This is a genomic window from Vibrio rarus, from assembly GCF_024347075.1.
GTDB lineage: Bacteria > Pseudomonadota > Gammaproteobacteria > Enterobacterales > Vibrionaceae > Vibrio > Vibrio rarus.
On sequence record NZ_AP024900.1, the window covers coordinates 1517192 to 1539352 of the forward strand.

Annotated in this window: 19 protein-coding genes; 6 read left to right on the plus strand and 13 right to left on the minus strand. The window is 42.8% G+C overall.

Translation table 11 applies throughout. From position 1 onward, the window contains the following. The first annotated feature begins 57 nt into the window (after nucleotides 1-57). Nucleotides 58-1191 carry a class Ia ribonucleoside-diphosphate reductase subunit beta gene (nrdB, locus tag OCU56_RS07070; protein WP_261872529.1) on the plus strand — a complete coding sequence of 378 codons (1134 nt, stop codon included), beginning with the start codon at nucleotides 58-60 and terminating at the stop codon, nucleotides 1189-1191. A gap of 44 nt (nucleotides 1192-1235) precedes the next feature. Continuing rightward, on the plus strand, nucleotides 1236-1517 hold the full coding sequence (gene yfaE, locus OCU56_RS07075) for a class I ribonucleotide reductase maintenance protein YfaE (protein ID WP_261872530.1): 282 nt from the start codon (nucleotides 1236-1238) through the stop codon (nucleotides 1515-1517). Between the two features lie 351 nt (nucleotides 1518-1868). Here the strand turns inward: yfaE and OCU56_RS07080 are convergent, their stop codons facing one another. Both OCU56_RS07080 and OCU56_RS07085 read right to left on the minus strand, forming a co-directional pair. Beyond that, nucleotides 1869-2216: a hypothetical protein gene (locus tag OCU56_RS07080; RefSeq protein WP_261872531.1), complete on the minus strand. Its 348-nt coding sequence runs from the start codon at nucleotides 2214-2216 to the stop codon at nucleotides 1869-1871. Between the two features lie 147 nt (nucleotides 2217-2363). Then, nucleotides 2364-3632, minus strand: a complete 1269-nt coding sequence (locus tag OCU56_RS07085) for a molybdopterin-binding protein (RefSeq protein WP_261872532.1) — start codon at nucleotides 3630-3632, stop codon at nucleotides 2364-2366. Nucleotides 3633-3819: 187 nt separating this feature from the next. Here OCU56_RS07085 and OCU56_RS07090 point away from each other — a divergent pair, with 187 nt between their 5' ends. Beyond that, the gene (locus OCU56_RS07090; RefSeq protein WP_390904828.1) at nucleotides 3820-4713 is read left to right on the plus strand and encodes a DUF3943 domain-containing protein; all 894 of its coding nucleotides are present in this window, start codon (nucleotides 3820-3822) and stop codon (nucleotides 4711-4713) included. Between the two features lie 65 nt (nucleotides 4714-4778). Here the strand turns inward: OCU56_RS07090 and OCU56_RS07095 are convergent, their stop codons facing one another. The 6 genes from OCU56_RS07095 to OCU56_RS07120 all read right to left on the minus strand — a co-directional run bounded on the left by OCU56_RS07095 (nucleotide 4779) and on the right by OCU56_RS07120 (nucleotide 14398). Continuing rightward, a complete protein-coding gene (locus OCU56_RS07095; protein WP_261872534.1) occupies nucleotides 4779-7067 on the minus strand; it encodes an acyl-CoA dehydrogenase in 2289 nt (762 codons plus the stop codon). Between the two features lie 27 nt (nucleotides 7068-7094). Further along, on the minus strand, nucleotides 7095-7721 hold the full coding sequence (locus OCU56_RS07100) for a TetR/AcrR family transcriptional regulator (protein WP_261872535.1): 627 nt from the start codon (nucleotides 7719-7721) through the stop codon (nucleotides 7095-7097). A gap of 511 nt (nucleotides 7722-8232) precedes the next feature. Continuing rightward, nucleotides 8233-9402 (minus strand): Na+/H+ antiporter NhaA, encoded by a 1170-nt coding sequence (gene nhaA / locus OCU56_RS07105; protein WP_261872536.1) that lies wholly within the window; start codon nucleotides 9400-9402, stop codon nucleotides 8233-8235. A 765-nt stretch (nucleotides 9403-10167) separates the two neighbouring features. After that, nucleotides 10168-11283, minus strand: a complete 1116-nt coding sequence (locus tag OCU56_RS07110; RefSeq protein WP_261872537.1) for a lipocalin-like domain-containing protein — start codon at nucleotides 11281-11283, stop codon at nucleotides 10168-10170. Nucleotides 11284-11292: 9 nt separating this feature from the next. Further along, nucleotides 11293-13746, minus strand: a complete 2454-nt coding sequence (locus tag OCU56_RS07115; RefSeq protein WP_261872538.1) for an ABC transporter permease — start codon at nucleotides 13744-13746, stop codon at nucleotides 11293-11295. After that, nucleotides 13727-14398 carry an ABC transporter ATP-binding protein gene (locus tag OCU56_RS07120; protein WP_261872539.1) on the minus strand — a complete coding sequence of 224 codons (672 nt, stop codon included), beginning with the start codon at nucleotides 14396-14398 and terminating at the stop codon, nucleotides 13727-13729. Before OCU56_RS07120 ends, OCU56_RS07115 begins: the two co-directional genes overlap by 20 nt. A 157-nt stretch (nucleotides 14399-14555) precedes the next feature. Between OCU56_RS07120 and OCU56_RS07125 the strand changes: the two genes are divergently transcribed. Beyond that, complete coding sequence (locus OCU56_RS07125; protein ID WP_261872540.1) at nucleotides 14556-16007, plus strand: SDR family oxidoreductase; 1452 nt, start codon at nucleotides 14556-14558, stop codon at nucleotides 16005-16007. Between the two features lie 23 nt (nucleotides 16008-16030). Here the strand turns inward: OCU56_RS07125 and OCU56_RS07130 are convergent, their stop codons facing one another. The 3 genes from OCU56_RS07130 to rsuA all read right to left on the minus strand — a co-directional run bounded on the left by OCU56_RS07130 (nucleotide 16031) and on the right by rsuA (nucleotide 18702). After that, nucleotides 16031-16702, minus strand: a complete 672-nt coding sequence (locus OCU56_RS07130) for a DUF2913 family protein (RefSeq protein ID WP_390904864.1) — start codon at nucleotides 16700-16702, stop codon at nucleotides 16031-16033. Nucleotides 16703-16776: 74 nt separating this feature from the next. Next, complete coding sequence (locus OCU56_RS07135; RefSeq protein WP_261872542.1) at nucleotides 16777-17973, minus strand: Bcr/CflA family multidrug efflux MFS transporter; 1197 nt, start codon at nucleotides 17971-17973, stop codon at nucleotides 16777-16779. Between the two features lie 30 nt (nucleotides 17974-18003). Further along, complete coding sequence (gene rsuA, locus OCU56_RS07140; protein WP_261872543.1) at nucleotides 18004-18702, minus strand: 16S rRNA pseudouridine(516) synthase RsuA; 699 nt, start codon at nucleotides 18700-18702, stop codon at nucleotides 18004-18006. 185 nt (nucleotides 18703-18887) lie between these two features. On the opposite strand from rsuA, the gene OCU56_RS07145 reads away from it, so the two are divergent. After that, nucleotides 18888-20624: a DEAD/DEAH box helicase gene (locus OCU56_RS07145; RefSeq protein ID WP_261872544.1), complete on the plus strand. Its 1737-nt coding sequence runs from the start codon at nucleotides 18888-18890 to the stop codon at nucleotides 20622-20624. 177 nt (nucleotides 20625-20801) lie between these two features. Beyond that, nucleotides 20802-21080, plus strand: a complete 279-nt coding sequence (gene rplY / locus OCU56_RS07150; RefSeq protein ID WP_261872545.1) for a 50S ribosomal protein L25 — start codon at nucleotides 20802-20804, stop codon at nucleotides 21078-21080. 232 nt (nucleotides 21081-21312) lie between these two features. Here the strand turns inward: rplY and OCU56_RS07155 are convergent, their stop codons facing one another. Further along, complete coding sequence (locus OCU56_RS07155; protein ID WP_261872546.1) at nucleotides 21313-21507, minus strand: hypothetical protein; 195 nt, start codon at nucleotides 21505-21507, stop codon at nucleotides 21313-21315. Between the two features lie 99 nt (nucleotides 21508-21606). Further along, nucleotides 21607-22143 (minus strand): nucleotidyltransferase family protein, encoded by a 537-nt coding sequence (locus tag OCU56_RS07160; RefSeq protein WP_261872547.1) that lies wholly within the window; start codon nucleotides 22141-22143, stop codon nucleotides 21607-21609. Between the last annotated feature and the right edge of the window lie 18 nt (nucleotides 22144-22161).

The following is a 22161-nucleotide window of genomic DNA, read 5'->3' on the forward strand; positions in this document are numbered from 1 at the left end:
AGGGGTGCAAGCTCACCCCTACTTTAATGTTTCACTTATCAAATTATCGAGGTTGAGATGGCCTACAGTACTTTTACTCAAAACAGAAATGACCAGCTTAAAGAACCTATGTTTTTAGGGCAGCCGGTAAACGTGGCTCGCTACGACCAACAAAAGTTCGAAATTTTCGAAAAACTTATCGAAAAACAACTGTCTTTTTTTTGGCGTCCTGAAGAAGTGGATGTGTCCAGTGATCGCATCGATTACAACAAGTTGCCTGACCACGAAAAACATATTTTCATCAGTAACCTAAAATACCAAACCCTTCTTGACTCCATCCAAGGACGCAGCCCAAACGTGGCACTGTTGCCTTTGGTTTCGCTTCCAGAAGTGGAAACTTGGATTGAAACGTGGTCATTTTCAGAAACCATACACTCACGCTCTTATACCCATATTATTCGTAATATTGTCAACGACCCTTCTACTGTGTTTGATGATATTGTTGAAAATGAACATATTTTAAAGCGCGCTAAAGACATTGCTCATTACTATGATGACCTCATTCAAGCCACTAATGATTACCATCGTTATGGTGAAGGCAAGCATCAAATCAATGGCGAGCAAGTAGAAGTCAACCTTCATGCACTGAAGAAAAAACTGTACCTTTGCTTAATGTCTGTGAATGCCCTTGAGGCCATTCGTTTTTACGTCAGTTTTGCTTGTTCTTTTGCCTTTGCAGAACGAGAGTTGATGGAAGGTAATGCCAAAATCATTAAACTGATCGCTCGCGATGAAGCCTTACATTTATCGGGCACTCAGCACATGATCAACTTACTGCGTAATGGACAAGATGACTTCAGTTTTATGCAGATCGCTGAAGAATGTAAGCAAGAATGCTTCGATCTTTTCAAAGCTGCCGCTGAGCAAGAAAAAGAGTGGGCCGATTACCTATTCAAAGACGGTTCTATGATTGGTCTAAATAAAGACATTCTTTGCCAATACGTGGAATACATCACCAACATTCGCATGGGAGCTGTGGGTTTAGGCACCGCCTACCCTGAAGCGACTAATAACCCAATCCCATGGATCAATGCGTGGCTATCCTCAGATAACGTTCAAGTTGCCCCTCAAGAAGCGGAAATCAGCTCTTACTTGGTTGGACAAATTGATAACGAAGTGTCTGCCGATGATTTTGAAGATTTTGAACTGTAAATAATCCGTGCACTTAACGCATACTCATAGGACTGAAAGAGAGCATGTATAAGGTTACTATTAACAAAGTTACTAAATTAGTTAATTCAAAAAATACGACCCTGCTTGAATCCATGGAAATGTCAGGATTAAAGCCAGAGTTCAATTGCCGAGATGGTCACTGTGGTGCTTGCCGTTGTAAATTGAGTTCTGGGGAAGTTGAGTACGTCGAGTTTGCCATGGCGTATCTTAAACAAGGGGAGATTTTACCTTGTATTTGTCGTGCCAAATCCGATGTCTCTCTTGAAGATGTGAATGTGCATAAAGAGATTATGTCAGCGTCTTAGTGACATCTTATAAGTACCATTGCTGATAAATTATACCAATCACACCAAGTAAGTGATCAGAAATAGCGCAGGAAAAATGCTCGAAAACAAGGCAGAATTTTTCGTCAAGTAGTTATTCTACAATCAAAAATTCTAACGCAGTTATCGAGTATTTTAACAAGCTAGAATGAGCAGTTATTTAGTACGATGGGTATTAACACGCCCCAAACGATGATCTATAGGCTACGTTCTACAAGCTATGATCTGGTTGGGGCGTTGTTGTCATGTCTAAATGAGCAATGAAATATCGGAATGCGCATTGCATTACTTACGGCTATGGCTATGGCTATTTGAGGCTATGTCTGTCAATACTTATCCTGCCACCACAGGTACCCAAGTGTATAGTGCATCAGCACGGCTAAAACGGTTGCGACTTTGGTGAACCATCCAGTGATCGTGCACTAATATCTTCTCAGCATCATCTTCACTCACCTCTTTACTACCGATCTGCTGCCCACCGTCATCTAGCAACTTAATTCTATAACTGCCGGTGTTTTCCTTGCCCGGTTCGCGCCTGTCACCTGTAGTTAAGGTATTAAGCATGGACACACTGCGCCACAAGGCCAAAAGATCGACTTGATCCGAATGTTGCACTTCACCAAGTAACACCTTATTTGTGCCCATAGAGTACCAAATCTCTACTCTTGATTGATTTTGCATCACAGTCCTCCCTAACGGTTAATAAGGCCACGCTTCACAGCGAACCCTCATTATATGCACTTAATGGCATGAGGTCAGACATATTTTGCACTGTTTTTGATATATGCAATTAATTCAGATATTTAATATTTAGAATAAAAAGTTATATTAAGGTGTTGTGATGCAAGATGACACACGAGTGACGCTGCCATAGTCCACACAAATATCGCGATGTTGTAAATGACGGCGTAACATATCTATGGCAATAGCAGAAATAACGACTCTTCTAGCACTAAAACTGTATTGTCTCTTAAAAACAAATTGTTGAGTGGATATCTTATCTTCAGAGAACACCGATAACCTCACTCCACCATCGGCAACATCGCTAATGATCATTTCATTACATTGGTGTTTCTCGAAAGAAAATTGGCTATAAAGCGCCACCAATCTTGCTAACTCATCTTGCTCTTGGGTTTCATCAGGTTGGCGATTAATCGCCACGGAATTAATGGGCACTTGATGAATGCTGGCAGCCTCAGACAACCATTGGTGTAAATACCCTTGAGTGGAGCAATCAAAAAGCGTGAGGCTCAGTTCCTTGTTTTTCAATAGTGCTAAAGTGCTGTCACGGACATCTTCATTAATGGCAATAGTATGACTGGCCAACTCGGTTTCAATGCGGTGCAATAGCTCACGCACAGGAGAGGTCAGTTCACTATAAAACACTTTCACCTCAATAAAAGGTAATGCAGAGCGGTACCCCAAACTCACCCCTTCTGGCAGTGACATGGATTGCAGTTGATTCGCAATGCCCGACTCGGTTAAACCAAAAGTGTGAATGCGATGAATGTGCTTTTGTAGCACACTCGAATGCAATTTTTGCATATGTGGCAGTATTTGTTCTTTTACCATCACTTTAAATTCATGGGGTACCCCAGGGGTAAAATAGCAACTGGCCCCATTGATGTTAGTGTTAAAACCACACGCTGTGCCTCTTGGGTTATCCAACAGTAAGCTATTTTCTGGCAGCATCGCCTGTTTAATATTAGAGGGAGCCATTACTCTGCCCCAACCATCAAACATCTGTTGCATTCGCTCTACCCACAGAGGTTGTAACTGTAAACTTGTCCCAGCGGCCATTGCAGCCGCTTCAGCTGTTTTATCATCGCTGGTAGGCCCAAGACCTCCGTTAACAATAATAATATCGTGGGTTTTGCATAACTCAGTTAACGCGTTAGAAATGGCGAGTAATGAGTCTCCTACCGTTAACCTAGATGTCATTTGAAAGCCATTTTCAAACAAATATGTGGATAGCCAACTGGCATTAGTATCCACTATATCGCCAAATAACACTTCTTCTCCTGTGCTTAACATTGCGATTTTAGGCGGCTGTATCTGAGGCACGGTTTGGCTGTTGTTACGATTAGTTGGTTTCATAATGCACACTTCAATAGTTGCTGATTATTAAAATATATGTGGGTTTGTGAGGATTTATGGTTATTTGTAAGCAAATAACACGCTTAGCCACAACAAAATGAACACATAATGTTAAGTCACTGTTTTATTTAATCTAAAAATAATAGATAATTGCATTCAAGGTCGAAATTTTTATGCATGGGAGCATTTGGTGAAGCTTAAAAAATTTACCACATCGTTACTGGGATTGTTCACTAGTGCTGCTGTTGCTGAGTATGACACAAATCGACATATAGAGCTTTCCTACGAAACCAGCTGTAGCAATACCTATCAGTATTGCGTAACCCAGTCACCGCACAATAGTTTACTCTCCCTTGATGACAGTTCAAGTGAACTGAACTTACACGCCAACCCGTACCCTATGCATTACACCATCTCCGATGGACGTGATTGGGATTACTTAGCTGAACAAACGTATACCATCTTAGGTTTAAGTGTGGTGACAGTAGGACTGATGACGCTACTGCCAGAAAGCATTACTAAGTGGGAAGATGACGATAGAGATCTCAGTAAGCTAGGGGATAAATGGGTAGAGAACGTCAAAGCAGGCCCAGTATGGGATCGCGATGAACATGTACTTAACTATATCATGCACCCCTACTTTGGTGGGGTGTATTATACTGCGGCCCGTCATGCGGGATTTAACGAATTTGAATCATTTGCTTACTCCTTTACTATGTCCACTTTCTTTTGGGAGTACGGTGTAGAAGCCTTTGCGGAAGTGCCATCATGGCAAGATCTGTTTGTTACCCCCATGTTCGGTGCTGTGGTAGGCGAATTAATGCTACAAGGGGAACAAAATATCTTAGCCAGTGGCGGTAAGGTGTTAGGCTCCTCCACTATGGGGGATGTCTCTTTGTTCTTCTTAAATCCAGTAGGTCAAATTCACTATTGGATCACCGATGCTTGGGGCGGAGAAGCTCAAGCGCAATTTGTCTCTAATCCGTGGTTTGGCTACCAAGATGCGGCTGTATTTGCACTGAATGCGGGGGCACCGTATGACAGGCAGTTCATCGGTATGCAGCTCAATTTAAAGTTTTAATCCCTGTTAAAAATACAAAAAATCGCACCAAGGTGCGATTTTTTATTGCTGTCTAACTCAGCTAATTAAGCCGCATCATTATCCACTGAGCGTATCGGTTGTGGTGTATTGGTACGTACTTCAGCAAAATCATGACTAAAATGATCCACTTGAATCGCACGATAACGCAATTTATCCGCTTCAATCACCTCATTAACCTCTTGCTGAGAAATAATACCTAACTGTTTCGCTAAATTGAGTTTATTGTGCAGCGGTAACTTTTTATCAATGCGACCGTCTTTAACCCCTTTCGTTATTTTTTTCTCAATTGGCGCAACCGAGTGCATGGCTGCAAAGGCGCGTTCCATAATACCTACCGCATCATCATCTCGATCACTCACATAACACAACTGAGTTAACCGTTCACGTTGCTCCCCTTGCTCCATCAATAAGTTAGCCACCTTGAGCGTCAATGCATCACTCGGTGGTTTAAAATGATTACCTAATGGGAACACAAGTGCCTTCATCGCATATTTTGCCCAGCTAACAGGGAAATTAGCATAAGCTTGTTGTAACGCTTTAGCTCCGTTATATAAACAATGATCTAGGGCATATTGTACAAATGGCAGATCTTGCTTTTGTTCTCCTTCATCTTGATATTTTTTCAACGCAGCTGACGCCAAATACAAATAGCTCAGTAAATCCCCTAAGCGTGCAGAGATCAGCTCCTTACGTTTTAAATCGCCACCTAAGGTCAACATGGCAAAGTCGGAGCTCACTGCTAATGCGCGGCTTAATCGCGTTAATTGCTTATAATAAGATTTGGTTGCTCCCGTTACAGGAGCCGAAATAAACAATGAGCCTGTAAGGGCTGCGCTCAATGCCCCCACACTGTTTTTCGTTGCATGTGCTATATGTTTAAATAGGAGTCCATCAAACTTACTGGCCGCCAGTTCAGTATCTTGTTCAGAAGCCAATTCCATTTCACTCAATACATATGGGTGACATCGTGTTGCCCCTTGACCAAATATCATTAAGTTTCGCGTTAAGATATTAGCCCCTTCAACCGTAATAGCCACCGGCATACCGTAGTATGGATGCGACAGATAATTCATAGGTCCTTGCTGAATTGCCCGTCCCGAATGGATATCCATAGCGTCATTTAACACTGTGCGACCCATTTCCGTCATATGATACTTAGCAATGGCCGTTACGATCCCCGGCTTTTCACCACTATCGAGGGCAGTCGTAGTTAAGGTACGGCTGGCCTCAAGCAGATACGTGAGCCCACCAATTCGACCTAAGCTTTCCGCCACCCCTTCAAAACGCCCAATGGACAACCCAAACTGTTTACGTACAAAAGAATAGGCACCGGTTGTTTTGGCGGTTAAATGCCCCACAGAAGCCCCTAATGCCGGCAGAGAAATACCGCGCCCTGCTGACAAACACTCCACTAACATGCGCCAACCTTTGCCCGCGTAATCCGCGCCACCAATTAACCAATCAATTGGAATGAATACCTTCTCACCTCGAGTTGGTCCATTCATGAACGCCAAACCTAATGGATCGTGTCGTTCACCATTTTCTACTCCAGGGTGATCGGTCGGTATTAATGCGCAAGTGATGCCTAAATCTTGACCTTTACCTAGCAGGTTTTCTGGATCTTGCAGCTTAAAAGCTAAGCCTAATACCGTTGCCACTGGCGCTAAAGTGATATAGCGCTTGTTCCAACTCAATTCAATGCCTAAAACTTTCTCACCATTATGCTCGCCATAACAGACATGGCCACTATCAGGAATAGCCCCCGCATCCGATCCCGCTTCAGGCCCTGTTAGAGCAAAACATGGAATCTCTTCACCTACTGCTAACCTTGGTAACCAATACTCTTTTTGTTGCTGGGTACCATAGTGTGACAACAATTCACCGGGTCCTAATGAATTGGGCACCATCACCGTGACTGCAGCACTTAAACTGCGGGATGCGATTTTGGTCACTATGGTGGAATTGGCTAATGATGAAAACTCTCGGCCTCCGTATTGCTTGGCAATCACCAACGAGAAGAATCCTTCTTTTTTCAGGTAACTCCATACCTCTTCCGGTAGATCGCGATCTTTTTGCACAATCTGATAATCGTCTATCATATCCAGTAGAGCTTCTACTTGAACATCAATAAAGCTTTGCTCATCACTGCTTAATGTTGGCTTTGGATAGGCGTGCAATTTTTCCCAATCAGGCGCACCAGAAAATAAGTCCCCTTCCCACCAAACACTGCCGGCTTCCATTGCCTCTCGCTCAGTGTCTGATAATGGTGGTAACACCTTTTTAAACATTTTAAATGCGGGATCACTGACCCATTTCCTTCTGTAAGAAGTCATATTCTTCCCCTTATCCATATTGGTTAATTATTGTGCACACATACCCGAAGCAAGAAACGGAACAATTTGTTCAAACATCTCTTCAACATCAGAGCTACCCTCAAATTCACTATTAGCGATATCCAATAAAGCCTCGCTTGAGGCCATAGTGAATACACAAGTCCCTAGCGTGAAATGCAGTCGCCAAAATAAAGTTTGTTTATCGAGATTAGGATTGGCGGTTTGCACCGCACAGTAAAACCTCTGCAATACATCACCGTAACGAGTGGTAATAAACCATCTTAAGTGACCCTGAACATCGCTGTAACCGCGACCGACTAGAAGTAAAAACCGGCTCGAGCCTCTATCAAATTCATGGTCTAATTTAATTAATGGTGATTTAAGCGCGTAAAATACATCACGCATAGACAAGGCTTCCCTTAACTCTAACTCATTGAGTTCACTATCAAGTTCTCTCATAAACTTTTCTAGATAACGGTTTAACACCGCTCGAATTAGGGTTTTCTTATCACCAAAATGATAATTAACGGAGGCAAGGTTAACGTTCGCTTGACTGGTTATGGCTCTCAGGGAGGTATCTTTAAAGCCTTTTTCAGCAAATAAAGATTCTGCCACCTCGATGATCTTCTGTTTTGTCAGCAATGTTGCGCCCATATTCAATCACTCGTATTAAACAGTTGTTTGAATTTAACAAAAACACAACAATAAGGCAACACAAAATAACAAAGAAGTCTGACCAGTCTCTTTTTTAGCTAATGAGAAATTAAATATTATTTATAAAACAATTAGTTACGAGGATTTCAAAGGGAAATTAAAAAATAAATGAAAAAATGTGCAGATAAATTGAACTCTTTTAAAAATGGCCGGTCATATTATATGTAGACAACAGAGCCACATGTATTTGAATTAATGTTTACTGTTGATTACAACTAATGTTTTTTCTTTTAATTCCTATGTTTGTATCAGCCCAATCCATTTTGATTGGGCTTTTTTTTTGTTGGTACAAAGGGACTCTCAGCAACCGCGCCGAAAACACCCTTGCCAAAAAGCAACATGTTGATCACCTACAATCACCATGATTAGCACTATGAGCATCAATTGCTTTCTTCACCATAAAAAAAGGGAGAGCATAAATGCTCTCCCTTATCATTCACTTTGTTTAAAATTAAGCCTCAGCTTGCACCTTGGCTTCTACCCTCTTTGGCAAAGAGATACTCAACATAATATAACCAATAACAGCCGCTAATGTTGAACCCATCAAAATACCTAAACGAGCATGGGTGTTAAAGTCAGCATTGGCACCGGTAAAGGCAAGTGACGCAATAAACATCGACATGGTAAAACCAATACCACACAACACTGATACGGCAAAGATATGACGGAAATCAATTCCTGCAGGCAATTTAGCAATACCTGACTTCACCGCAACCCAACTAAAGGTAAAGATACCCAATGGCTTACCAAGCAATAGACCCAAAGCGATACCCATTGGTAACGTAGAACCTAATGTAGACAATGAAATACCTTCTAAGGAGACGCCTGCATTTGCAAAAGCAAAGATAGGTAGAATTAAGAATGAAGACCAAGGATGCAATGCATGTTCAAGATGCTTCAGTGGTGAATGCTCCCCTTTTTTACCTTTAAGAGGAATAGCAAAACCAATAACTACCCCAGCAAGTGTTGCATGAACACCAGACTTCAGTACCGCAAACCACAAAATAGCACCCACTAATAAATACCATTTTAACGGTGTGACTTTCTTATGGTTCATATAGAACAGCAAGCCCGTCATGGCAAAGCCAACCGCCAAGGCCAAAGTGGACAGATCGCTACTATAAAATAGTGCGATGATCACCACGACACCAAGGTCATCAATGATAGCAAGAGCAAGCAAGAATACTTTAAGACTCACCGGCACGCGGTTGCCAAGTAGCGCCATGATACCCAGAGCAAACGCAATGTCTGTTGCAGCTGGAATCGCCCAGCCCGCAAGCGCATCAGGGTTACCCATATTAAATAAAACGTAAACTAAAGCAGGCGCAAGCATACCACCTACAGCTGCAATAGCAGGGAAAATAGCGGTCTCACGTGACTTTAATGCACCTTCTAGCAATTCACGTTTTACTTCCAAGCCGATCAGCAAGAAGAATAACGCCATTAGACCGTCGTTAACCCAATGTGAAACAGACATACCTAAAAAGTAAGAATGCAGAGCGCCGTCATAAACTTCATTAAGAGGCGAGTTCGCCACCATCATTGCTAATGCAGCCGCAATGACCAGAATAATTCCACCGGCTGATTCCATCTTAAAAAAATCTTTCAGCATTTGACTCATATTATAACCTTTACACTTGTGATTAGAATCACACAACTAAGTGGCACATATATTACACGGTACAGGGATTAACAAAATTCGCTTGTATAGACCAATAGCTTCGGTTTTTCCGAATAAATAGCCAGAATTACAATAATTGCTCATTATGCATCAACTGTAATGAAGCTAGTGTATAATTCAAAAAGAGACCTTGCATTGCCATAATAGTGAGTCAATGCCAGCAAGTAACCGTTAAGGGAAAAACACTTAAATACAAGGCAAAATAGTCACTCTCTTTGTATCCCCATGTAATAATTTTTGATTGTAGAATAATTACTTATCGAGACATTCCGTCTTGTTTTCGTGCATTTTTCCTGCGCTATTTATGCTCACTTACTTAGTGTGATTGGTATAACAAGTCACTGACCCCTTAGCAGGGTTTAATACCAATCGTACTAAATAACTGGTCATTCTAGCTTGTTAAAATATTCGATAACTGCGTTAGAATTTTTGATTGTAAAATTACGACTTATCAAAAAAACCCCTTGTTAATCGGTGTTTTTCCGACCCTTTTTTGGCTACCATTTTACGGTAATGGGTATTTCGATTAGCGTTAGTTATTGCAATAGGGGTATCGCTATGTAGCACAATATCAAAATCAGTGACTGACTAAGATAGCTATAAGCTTAGCAAAGATATGCAGAATGTCAGTTACGTGATTGGAGAGGATAGACAGGAGGTCGTAGAGCAAGGTCAACCTTGGCAGGTTAACCTCTATTTGCCCACTTAATAACCAACAAGCTGCAAGAAACCTTGCGCCTTTATATTGCCTGATACGGTCATTCTTCCTGACCAAGATGGAATAGAAAGGTGTGTCCATTGGTCAAAGCGAGTGGCTTTGGCCGTTAAGTACACATTATAATTAGGCACGTTTACAACCCACTGCAGTGGCAACACTTTGCCGTTGCTGAGTGTGGTAGTGCCAATGGCATGCATTTCAATTTCGTCGTTTGAAAGCGTCACATGACGTCCATCAGGGGTGAATAGATTACCATAGCTATAAGGTAACACATCCCCTTTTAAACGGCTTTTCACCACAGACAGAACTCTACCGTCTTGCAGTCGAAACAAAAAGTGGCTGAAATTTTTATGCTCTCCGCCAATAAGGTCGGTGCCCCATACTTGAGACAATGCAGCCTGACCCGTGACTTTGATGGTCTTGCCTCCCACCACAATTGTCCCAGCGACCTCAATATACGGCGCTGAATAGCCATACAATGCAAGTGATTGAAGTTCATGGGTTACTTGATAGCCTTTCATACCTAACGGAATAAACGCTTTATTTAATTTGTTGCCTAAGTTCACATCAAATTGTTCCGATGAAATCATCAAATTTCCAGGAGCGGGTGAACGAGTAAAAGAACGAATCGACCAGTTATCAATAGACAATTGATAAGGACGTTTACGCATCCCCACCAAACCGATTCCACCCCGGGCAAAACGTTGGTCCCGGTACACTTGATCTGGGGTGGTCACTATGGCCTGTGAGGTATAAATTTGTGGTGACTCCCAACCTACGCCCGCTTCTTCAAACATAGAAATGCGAAATAAAGACCACTGAACAAGGTACTCATTACCTTGCTCATCTTTAAGGGTTGCAATATAGCGCCATATTTCATGTTGGTATTTTGGGTGAATGGTAAAGTCTTCGGGAAAGGTGACTTCCTTCCCCGGAAGAACAGGCTCAAATGTCCTTTCAACCCCAGTATCGATACTATCAATGGTGATCAAAGGCGGTTGGGCCGCCTTCCAATATCGATAGATGACCAAACTGATTATGGCAATCGAAACCAGAACAATGCTCAGGATTAATATGAAGCGGGGTTTTAATAGTTTCTGCATCAATTCGCTCTACATTGCATCTCTAAGTGATTTCATTGGCGTACGCCTAATGACTTGTAATACGGGTATTGCTCCCGCTAACATTAACGCACTGACCGTTAATGCCAAGGTACCAAGATAATCCCAAGGAACAACATGTAACTGCATACTCCAACCAAACGTTTTCTTCAAAATCAGTTCCACCACATTACTCGCAAGAACTAAACCTAATGGAATAGCCACGCAAGAGGCGACAATGCCAAATGCAAACAGCTGTGCCCCACCCACAAACACTAACTCTTTACCAGACACGCCCAAGCAACGCAGCAACGCGACATTGCGAAGTCGCGACGCCTCACCGGCTAAAGTGGCAAAGAAGATACCAAACACAGCAACAATCAGCGTTAAATTGCCTAATGTATCGGTAATACCAAATGTTCTATCAAATATTCTCAGTGCTTGTTCGTGGATAGTATGGTTGTTAACCACCCTATCTGCTGGAGTGCGATAGATGGAGATCAATTTAGAGGTTAAATGATTGGCTTGTGTTTTATCACCCAGCACCACCCCTAAGCCAATACTTCCTTGACCCGGTAGTAAGCGTTGCCAACTGTTTTCAGACAACATCACTTGATCATAAGGGTTACCATAATCGTAATAAACCCCCACCACTCGCCACTGTTGTCCTACCGGTGCAGGAAGTGAAATATAGTCACCTACCCTGATATTACGCTTATTGGACATAGACTCGCTGATCATCACACTACGAGAATGATGTAAATGATGCCAGTAATCGGGAATGGAGACTTTTTCAGCCAGAGACTTTTTCTCACCTTGACTGCTACCGGTACTAACCAGGTCAATGTTGCCATCTAAAGTGATCAGTTCCGTTTCCCAACGTTGCCATACTTCTTTTACCTCTGGTTGTTTTTCAAGCCATGTTTTCATTCTTGGGGCCGCATTCACCGTTGGGTGTATATAAACATCAGCGGCCAATCGCTGTGATAACCATTGATCCGTAGTTTCTCGAAAACTACCCACCATAGTTTCAACACCCACATTAGCGGTAATAGCGAGCATAAAGGCCATTAACGCTACCCCTCTGTAGCTCATTGAAGCGGCAGCATCAGAGAAGAACCAACGTACTTTAACCCAACGTAAACGATAAGAAAGATAAGTAAACATCTCAAAGATGATATAAGGAACCACCAATGCCACGCCCACCAGCATAAAGGCTAAAATACTAAATCCGGCATAAATACCTCGGCCAAATTGCAAAATAAAGACCGCGATAAATAGGCATATTGCGGCTAAGATAGCCTGCCAAAAGAACTCTTTACCAGCAAATCGAACGAGAGAGAGACGAGCGGTTAAACGAATAGGCTGAGATCGTATTAAGCGAAATAACGGCCAAGTACACGAGAACAACACTCCGACGATCGCCATTAATAGACTTTTTGCACTCCAAGCCCAGTTCCAATTAATCACCAGATCAATATTGGCATTATAAATAGCGCCAATACTCATAGAAACCGCTGGCAGTAATTGATTGGCCAGTGCTAATCCTAACACGTTGCCAGAAATCCAACTGACCGTCACCAGTATAGCCAACTCGAAGCTCAACGCAGCCACCAACTGCCAACCTGCTACACCAAGTTGACGCAATGAGCCAACCACGGTTTGTCGCTGAATAAATGACAAAGACATGGCTTGGTAAAAAATAAATAAACCAATTAAAAATGAAAGCATGGCCATTGCAGTAAGGTTTAAGTGGAACGCTTCTGTTAACGAAATCAATTCTGCACGGGTATTTTTACGTAATGTCATGCCTTCTGGCAACATAGCGCGGATGTCATCCAACTTTTGTTGGCTCATGGTGCCGCAACCTATCATTGAAAAGCCGGTGCCTTGTCGTAACTTACGGCTCACCGCCATATCGATAATCAAATTAGAACCTTGGACTAATTTTTGATTATCCACCACTAAAGGACCTAACACTTGCCCATCGGCCAACTTAAGTCGTTGTCCTTCATGCCATCCCATATAGGTCATAAATGTATGATTAACAATCACGGGATGCGGTGGTTGCATCATTTTTAAAATTGGATTTTCTAGAATGTTCGAGCGAAAGAACACCTCTGCGGTAGCTAAACTGTCTATACCGAGCAGTTGGATATCTTCACCGGTATCCGTACGCGTGCGGTACAGATCAAATGGAATGCACTGACTAAAGCCTTCACGGCGCATTTGTACGTAAAAGCCTTGCGGAATGGTATTAGAATTACTTTTTGATTGAATGCGATACGGCAATGGATTAGAGAACAGACGTTCTCCATGAGTGTAAGAAAGCTTGGCATGTTGATTAATCGCCAATACACCAACAAAAACGGAAATGCCCAAAGAGAGCCCCAACCACACAAGGAGCATTTGTAACGGGTGTTTCTTATAATGACCAACCAGTGCTTTAGCTATTGGCCATAACATGCAATTGCCCTCCTTGTAAGCGGACAATTTTATCCATATAGTGCGCCACTTTCTCACTATGAGTCACCAGTAACAAAGTGCATTGAAACTCTTTGGTTAAAGATGAAAATAGACGCATTACCGCCTCAGCATTTTTCTCATCTAGGCTACCGGTAGGTTCATCTGCCAATAAAAGAGAAGGCTCCATATACAAAGCGCGAGCAATGGCTGCCCGTTGCTGTTGCCCCCCTGATAACTCTTCAGGATAACGACCAAGCAAAGGCATTAAATCTAAGGTCGCTAAAATTTGTCGCCACAACTGACTGTTTTCTGGCAAGCCCTTTAATTGACGGCAAAAGCGAATATTATCCGCCACGTTAAGCGTCGTTAATAAGTTGTACTGTTGAAAAACATGTCCTATATGATTACGACGATAACGAGTGCGATTATTCTCTTTAAAGTTATGCATGTCATAATCGTCAAACCAAATTTCACCCGAGTCCACTTTATCAAGACCTGCGATCAAATTAAGAAGCGTACTCTTTCCTGAGCCCGACTCCCCCATCAATGCGATCTGTTCGCCTCTCGCCACCGAAAAATTGGCACTTTGTAATACAGGGTTAAATTCTCCACCGTCAACAAATCCTTTGCTAACACCAACCAGTTTCAACATTTATGATTACCTTTTAACCATCTTAAACTCACCCAATACCGCATTTAGGCTATTTCAAGAAAAATGTGATGTATTTTTCAACAAAACGATGAAAAAGTGAGAGTTTTCAGTAATTAGTATACTCTTAACTTTAGGGTAGAACCAAGCAGGAATAAGAATGAAGGGAAAAAAGGTCTTAGTGGTGGGTGCCTCAGGTTATGTTGGTTCACAGCTTGTGCCTTTGTTGCTCGAACAAGGTTTGCAAGTCACCGCCAGCGCTAGAAATGCCACCTTGCTTAAAAGCCGTATCGACCATCACAAAAACCTCTCTTTTGTTGCATTGGATTTGGCCGATAAAGGGCAAACTCTGCAAGTGGTTAATGACTTTGATGTGGTGTATTTTCTAGTGCATGGTATGAATCATGGCCATGATTTTTTAGACTACGAACTCTCCCTAGCTCATCACTTTGCAGCAGCCCTCAATCAAAACCCGATTGGCCATGTTATTTTCTTAAGCTCGTTACAACCTCAAACGGGCCACTCTGCACATTTGCAAGCGCGCCGAGAAACGGGCAATATTTTACGTCAAACTAAAGTGCCCATTACTGAATTGCGCGCAGGCGTGATCATTGGCCCCGGCTCTGCCGCCTTTGAAATCATGCGTGATTTTGTATACAACCTACCTATACTCGTTACCCCTAAATGGGTGGACTCTAAAGCCAACCCCATTGCATTGGCCAATCTCAACCATTACCTGCTGTGCCTTGCTCAGCAATCTCCAACTGACAGCACGTATTATGAAGTGGGTGGCCCTGATATTTTAAGTTACCGAGATCAATTTAAACTCCTTTGTCATGCCACCAGCAACCGCTATCGTTTGTGGGCGACCTCTTTACTCACCCCCGCTATGGCATCGGCTTGGTTAGGCTTAGTCACATCCGTGCCAAGTAATATTGGCCGAGCTTTACTCGCAGGCTTGAGTCACGACTTTATTGCCCAGTCGCAGCCCATCCGTAAGCGCTTTCCACAAACTTTACTCTCATACCAACAGATGATTGATGACAGCCTACGTCATGAAGACGAATTTGCACGAGGTAAAGTATGGGGATATGATCCTGCAGCATTACAGCGCTGGCAACCGGGGTATGGCTATTACCCTAAGCAAGCGGGAGCTTGCATCACCACACAAAAAACCGCTGAACAGCTGTGGTCTGTGGTCACGCAACTTGGCAGCCCCGAGCAAGGGTACTTTTTTGCCAATGTGTTATGGCGTACGCGTGAATGGTTAGATTTATTGTTTGGCGGTGGACGACCAAAAAGACACATCCCCGCAGGCCCTAGTTTAACCATTGGCGATCAAATCGATTCTTGGAAAGTGATTCGTATTCAACCCAATCACTTTCTCTCTTTGCTGTTTGGCATGAAAGGGCCAGGATTGGGGCGCTTAGAATGCACCATCATAGACCATGGCACTCATAGGGAGTTGGACGTAAGAGCATGGTGGCACCCAAAAGGCTTTTTGGGACTGTTGTATTGGTATGCTATGTTCCCCGCTCACCTGTTCATATTCAAAGGTATGGTTAAAGCTATATGCAACAAAGCTGGGAAAAAGGCTAGAGTGTCAATCTAGCCATTCTCTATCAATACTGAATTTTATATAAACTCAGCGGCAGTGAACCCAATGGGGATCTCCGCAAGTATCGGGCCTAAATTGCTTGGGTAGACGAGATACTCACCGTGATATTTCACTTTCGATTTATAGTCGGTCTGCTTATGTAAAATTAAGCCACACTTTAATGCTTGATGAATAAACTGTTGGTGATTGCCCCGTACATAAAAACTCATTGGGCGAACCAATGCCTCGCCTGCACCGCCATTACTGCCACCGTCAAAACAAGACTCACACTGTTTTGCACACAATACAAACGAGCTTTCGCCATCAGTAAACACTTGGCTTTTCGCCGACCCCGTTAAATCATACTCATTCGATACGCTCCAACCCAACGCTTCCATATCATCCATTATTTGTTCAATGTGTGTATCTAATAGCGGCGCAATGGGTTGATCTTTGGTAAAAAATAGTGAGTAAAACTGCGATAAAGTGTGAAAACGTGCATACAGCGCCGTTTTACTGCCTTGGCTACGACCCAATTTTTGCCAAGCTAATAAATCTTTGGCCATTAAACTTGAAAAACGCTTTTCCTTGATGCTCTTTGTTATCCAACGTAGCAAAAAGTTAGTATTACTGACCGGCGTATCCGCAAGCTTACCTAATTGATGTTCTTGTTGGATCTCTTGTAATGCCGTATCTACCAGTGCAAGCATTTGCTCGGCATAGCTTTGTCCTGCTTTATTTTGTTCGCTATGAGGTGGCGTTTGTTTACTTTTTTCTGTACCAGTTAGCACTTTTTAGATTCTCCAAATACTTTATACATGGTGATGGATAACACCGCACACAGCCCCATTAAGGTTAACATGGGCCAACTTTTATCCCCAGGAAGGCTCGCCACAATAAACCCCATTAACGAGGCCAAACCAAAGCGCAAAGTGCCAGCAATGGATGAGGTGGTGCCCGCCATATTTGGGTGGTTATTGAGCAGTAAAGCCATGCTATTACTGCCTATTGTGGATATGGTGCCTACATATAGCATGACGCAGGGCACAATGAATACCAGACCAAGATCGCCTATCCAACATAGAAACAGTCCTACCCCAGCGATCAGCTGCAAACTCAGGCCAAAAAGAATCATTTTCGGTGAGCCATATTTCTTAACGACTTTGCCATTTAAAGTGGTAAAAATCACTAATGTTAAGATATTTAAGCCAAATAAATAGCCAAAGTCTTGGGGGGCAACGCCATATATATCAATATAAACAAAGGAACCTGCGGTCAAAAAAACAAACATGCCTGAAAACGAAAAAGCGCCACATAAGATCAACCCCATGGCCTGACGATTAACCAGCAATTTTACGTAGTTTCTGAGCGAGGTGCGTAAATGAAAAGGCTGCCTATTTTGTATCGCTAATGTTTCGGGTATTTTAAAATAGATGGCCATCAGCATCACTAGGGCAAACAGAGCCAATAACGCAAATACCGCACGCCAACCAGCCAAAACAGAGACATAACCACCGATTAAAGGAGCAACGAGGGGGGCAACCGTCATCACTAACGTGATAAATGACATGGTACGAGCGAAATCTTCCGCTTCAAACATATCTCGTACTACAGCCTGAATCACTACAGCGGCGGCCGCACCAGCAAAGCCTTGCAGTAACCTCACCCAAACCAATACGTCTACAGACGTCGTAAACGTGCACCCTATCGCTCCCAGCATAAACAACGCGACACCACCAAGTAGCACCGGCTTTCGGCCTATACTATCGGCTAACGGTCCGTAAAATAGCTGACCTATAGCAAAGCCAAGAGTATAAATGGTTAAGGTAACTTGCACATCACCTGGCTTCACCCCAAAGTCGTTGGCTATGGCGGGCATGGCAGGCAAATACATGTCGATAGCTAGTGGGGTCAACGCGGAGATCGCCCCCAGCAGAACAAACATAGTGAAACTCAGCTGAACGGCTGAAGGTTTCGTCATAATGGTGGCTTCCTAATCAGTTGGCGCGGGTTACTTTTGAAATATAGAGTTAATTTCTTGCTCTGTCAGATCGCGATATTCCCCTAGCTCTAGATCCGCATCCAGTTCAATCTCACCAATACGCTCTCGATGCAAACCGACCACTTTGTTGCCTAATGCGGCGAACATGCGTTTAACTTGATGGTATTTACCTTCATGTATGGTTAATAACACTTCTTTTTCTGTAATCACTTCTAACTGAGCAGGTAACGTAGGTTCACGTTCATTACGCAATAAAATACCTGTCTCTATCTCTGTTTGATAATTATCTTGTACCGGGTCGGCCAGCCACACGCGATAAGTCTTAGCGCACTTATGCTTTGGTGAGGTAATACGATGGGACCACTGACCGTCATCAGTAATGAGTAATAACCCTGTGGTATCCACATCAAGACGACCGGCAAAGTGCAAATCATCTAAACGCACTTCATCAATAAGCACAAATACGGTGTGATTAAACCCATCTTCGTGAGAGCACACCACACCTTCAGGCTTGTTCATCATTAAATAACGAGGACCACGCAGTACAATAGGACGCTCTTGCCACTCTACCGTTTGTCCTTCTTTTACTTTCACAGAGCCGGATTTCACTACAGCATCATCAAGAGTCACATCGCCGCTTTTTAGAAGCTTAGTTGCCTCTCTGCGACTGATACCTAAACCATCACACAAATACTTATCTAAACGCATCTTTACCTAGGAGTTATTGTTGATTGAAATAGCCCTTATCCCATAGCCACCAACTCAACTGCTGGTTTTAACGTCAATAAACAGAGAATGTGCTACTGGGTGGGGATATTCCTTTTTAAGGAAGTTAGGTAGTATACCTGTTTTGCCTTAGCAAAAATTAACTTTTTTAGGAAATTGTCCAGCGAATGTACACACTCAGGCCATACCAAGCTGATTCTGTTAAAGCGGTTATCCACTACTTTAGAAAACGCAGTGAACCTGCCGTCATCGTATTGCCCACAGGTGCAGGTAAAAGCTTAGTCATTGCCGAACTGGCTAGATTAGCCCGCGGCAAAGTACTGGTTATGGCCCATGTAAAAGAGTTAGTTGAACAAAATCATGCTAAATACGAAAGCTATGATCTAAAAGGGGCGATATTTGCAGCAGGACTGGGGCGCAAAGAAACGCAACAACAAGTGGTCTTTGCCTCAGTGCAGTCGGTGGCTCGTAATCTAGATGCTTTTAATGAGCCTTTCTCTTTATTGGTTATCGATGAGTGTCATCGCGTTCCTGAAGACAAAAATAGCAGCTATCAAAAAGTCATCAGCCATTTAATGTCCCTCAACCCTAAGCTAAAGATTTTGGGATTGACGGCCACCCCTTATCGCCTTGGGCTTGGTTGGATTTATCAATATCACACTCGTGGGCAAGTACGCTCTCAACAGCCCCGCTTCTTTCGCGATTGTGTCTTTGAATTGCCCATTCGTTACTTACTTGACCAACAGTTTCTCACTCACGCAAAAATTATTGACGCGCCCTTATTCAGTTACGATTTTTCTGAAATCTCGCCTACCCATATGGGCCGTTACCGAGAGTCCGATATGGACTTGGTTATCGAAAAATCCAAACGAGCCACCCCGCAAATTCTTAATCAGATTGTGACTTTGAGTAAAAACCGCAAAGGGATTATGATTTTTGCCGCCACAGTAAAGCACGCCGAGGAAGTACACGCGCTGCTACCGCAAGGGGAAGCGGCCATCGTTATCGGAGACACACACACTAGCGAACGAGACCGCATTATTAATGAGTTTAAACAGCAAAAGATTAAATATTTAGTGAATGTCTCGGTACTCACCACCGGATTTGATGCCCCCCATGTGGATCTGATTGCCATTTTACGCCCAACAGAATCCATCAGCCTATATCAACAAATTATTGGCCGAGGACTGCGCTTGTGTGAAGGAAAAAGCGAATGCTTAGTGCTTGAATACGCAGGTAACTGTTACGATCTTTACCAGCCTGAGGTGGGAACCCCACAACCGGATTCTGATAGCGAAATTGTGACCATTCCCTGCCCTGCTTGCGGATTCAACAATAATTTCTGGGGGAAAACGGCAGAAAATGGTTTTGTGATTGAGCATTATGGTCGCAAGTGTCAAGGGTATCTAGAAGATGATGACGGCGAGCGTGAGCATTGTGATTATCGATTTAAAGCCAAGTACTGCCGAGAATGTGGCGCTGATAACGATATCGCAGCGCGCATTTGCCATGAATGTGACGCGGTATTGGTTGACCCTGATAAAAAGTTAAAAGAAGCATTAAACTTAAAAGATGCCCTTGTTTTTGAATGTACTGACCTTGAATTTGTGGTAGCTAAAGACAGTAAAGGCAACAATTACCTCAAGGTTTCCTATTTAGGAGCAAGTGGCAATAAAGTCTCTATTCAATTTTATCTCAATACTCCCGCTCAGAAGAAGAGTTTCCAAGCGCGTTTTGTTAAACTGCATTTAGCCGATAAGCATCATGGGTTTGAGGGTATATCGCCCACTAAAGTGGTTCGCCAGCAACACAGATTTCGTTTACCTAAGTTTGTCATTGCAAGAAAAGACGGTCGATTTTGGAAATTACGGGATGTAATTTTCGATAATGAGTTCAGCCTATGAATGATGAGCCATGCAAATACAAAAATGGCACACATTGCTATTGCTCATCGTTACGTAGAATGATAGTATCCGCGCTCGTTTTAACGATTTCTCGTTATGAAACGAACGTCATCAACCAACAGGTCGCTAAGTAGTTGATGAAAATCTTTTTATTTTACTAATTTGAGAGTAAATACTATGAAAATTGAAGCAGTAGTACGTACTGAACTAGGTAAGGGTGCGAGCCGCCGCCTACGTCACGCTGGCCAATTCCCAGCAATCGTTTACGGTGGTGAAGCAGCGCCAGTATCTATCGCGCTAGTTCACTCTGACGTGATCAACCAAATGGACAAACCAGAATTCTACGAAACAATCACTCTTGTGATTGATGGCGCAGAAGTTAAGGTTAAGCCACAAGACGTTCAACGTCACGCGTTCAAGCCTAAAGTTGAACACATGGACTTCATCCGTATCTAATTCCCTACCAAGGAATAAGATTGGATAATCTCCATCCTTTTGCATAAATAAAGAACTTAAGTCTTACCAACTCAAGTTTCTTAAAAATTAGAAAGCCCGATTGCTACCAACAATCGGGCTTTCGCCGTTATTGAGCCCTCAAAAACGTCGTAAATCTCGCGCAACACTGAAAATAATCAACTTTCCTCTTCCCCACTTTATCCAGTCTTGCTTGGGTGGATTAAGGGTGGACTTATACAGTCGTTTTTCTAACAGTGATCAGGTTTGTTTTATTGTTTACATCATCAATCAGCTGAACTTCCCATGCAGGAGAGTTTGGACTTGCTACTTCTACTTGTTGATCAGTTAGCTCATCCAATATCTCTTTAGCTGACGCATCAGCATATAAATCAACCAAGCTTTGAAGTTTATATACTACATCACACATCGCCACAGACCACAACATAACAGGGCAACCGCATGAGTGCCTAGTTTTTAGTCAGCGTTCTAAATCCAGCATTAACATTGATGCATTTTGAATGCTTTGTTATGGCGTAATTCTCAACGATGACCACCTAACTAACCATCCTTTTGAATTTACACGACTTTCAAACGTCTCTCGTGACCTTTTAGGGTTATGTGTGACACAACAGCTAAACAAAGACTCAAACCCAAAAGCCGCAACACATTCATAATGACCCAACCTAGTTTTACGGATTGCTACCGCAGTCTCTTTTTCCGGCCAATAACTCATTGCGTCCACTGAGCTTTGATAAGGTTCATCGCTATTACGTTCATGCATTTTCACTTGATTCCGAACCTGCCAATTTAGTTGAGGCATACAACCTTTTAACTGCGCTTCATATTCCAAATAAGCGTCAGGATCGCTTTCTGTAGGGTCAAAGTAAATCACATCAACATCATTCAACAAAGTCGATAATTTAAACTCATGTAGCGCATCCCAAACCATATTCCGAACAAATCCCGCAGCTATGTAGCACTGAGGCAGATTCAACTGTGATACACATTCAAGGGCTTCAATTCTTATCGGATCTTGCTGAATTAATTCTACGATTCTGTCCATTTTTACCCTGCGCGATAA

Coding starts and splice junctions, on each gene's coding strand:
- nrdB (WP_261872529.1), top strand. CDS start 58: ATGGCCTACAGTACTTTTACTCAAAACAGAAATGACCAGCTTAAAGAA.
- yfaE (WP_261872530.1), top strand. CDS start 1,236: ATGTATAAGGTTACTATTAACAAAGTTACTAAATTAGTTAATTCAAAA.
- OCU56_RS07080 (WP_261872531.1), bottom strand. CDS start 2,216: ATGCAAAATCAATCAAGAGTAGAGATTTGGTACTCTATGGGCACAAAT.
- OCU56_RS07085 (WP_261872532.1), bottom strand. CDS start 3,632: ATGAAACCAACTAATCGTAACAACAGCCAAACCGTGCCTCAGATACAG.
- OCU56_RS07095 (WP_261872534.1), bottom strand. CDS start 7,067: ATGACTTCTTACAGAAGGAAATGGGTCAGTGATCCCGCATTTAAAATG.
- OCU56_RS07100 (WP_261872535.1), bottom strand. CDS start 7,721: ATGGGCGCAACATTGCTGACAAAACAGAAGATCATCGAGGTGGCAGAA.
- nhaA (WP_261872536.1), bottom strand. CDS start 9,402: ATGAGTCAAATGCTGAAAGATTTTTTTAAGATGGAATCAGCCGGTGGA.
- OCU56_RS07110 (WP_261872537.1), bottom strand. CDS start 11,283: ATGCAGAAACTATTAAAACCCCGCTTCATATTAATCCTGAGCATTGTT.
- OCU56_RS07115 (WP_261872538.1), bottom strand. CDS start 13,746: ATGTTATGGCCAATAGCTAAAGCACTGGTTGGTCATTATAAGAAACAC.
- OCU56_RS07120 (WP_261872539.1), bottom strand. CDS start 14,398: ATGTTGAAACTGGTTGGTGTTAGCAAAGGATTTGTTGACGGTGGAGAA.
- OCU56_RS07125 (WP_261872540.1), top strand. CDS start 14,556: ATGAAGGGAAAAAAGGTCTTAGTGGTGGGTGCCTCAGGTTATGTTGGT.
- OCU56_RS07130 (WP_390904864.1), bottom strand. CDS start 16,702: ATGCTTGCACTGGTAGATACGGCATTACAAGAGATCCAACAAGAACAT.
- OCU56_RS07135 (WP_261872542.1), bottom strand. CDS start 17,973: ATGACGAAACCTTCAGCCGTTCAGCTGAGTTTCACTATGTTTGTTCTG.
- rsuA (WP_261872543.1), bottom strand. CDS start 18,702: ATGCGTTTAGATAAGTATTTGTGTGATGGTTTAGGTATCAGTCGCAGA.
- OCU56_RS07145 (WP_261872544.1), top strand. CDS start 18,888: ATGTACACACTCAGGCCATACCAAGCTGATTCTGTTAAAGCGGTTATC.
- rplY (WP_261872545.1), top strand. CDS start 20,802: ATGAAAATTGAAGCAGTAGTACGTACTGAACTAGGTAAGGGTGCGAGC.
- OCU56_RS07155 (WP_261872546.1), bottom strand. CDS start 21,507: ATGTGTGATGTAGTATATAAACTTCAAAGCTTGGTTGATTTATATGCT.
- OCU56_RS07160 (WP_261872547.1), bottom strand. CDS start 22,143: ATGGACAGAATCGTAGAATTAATTCAGCAAGATCCGATAAGAATTGAA.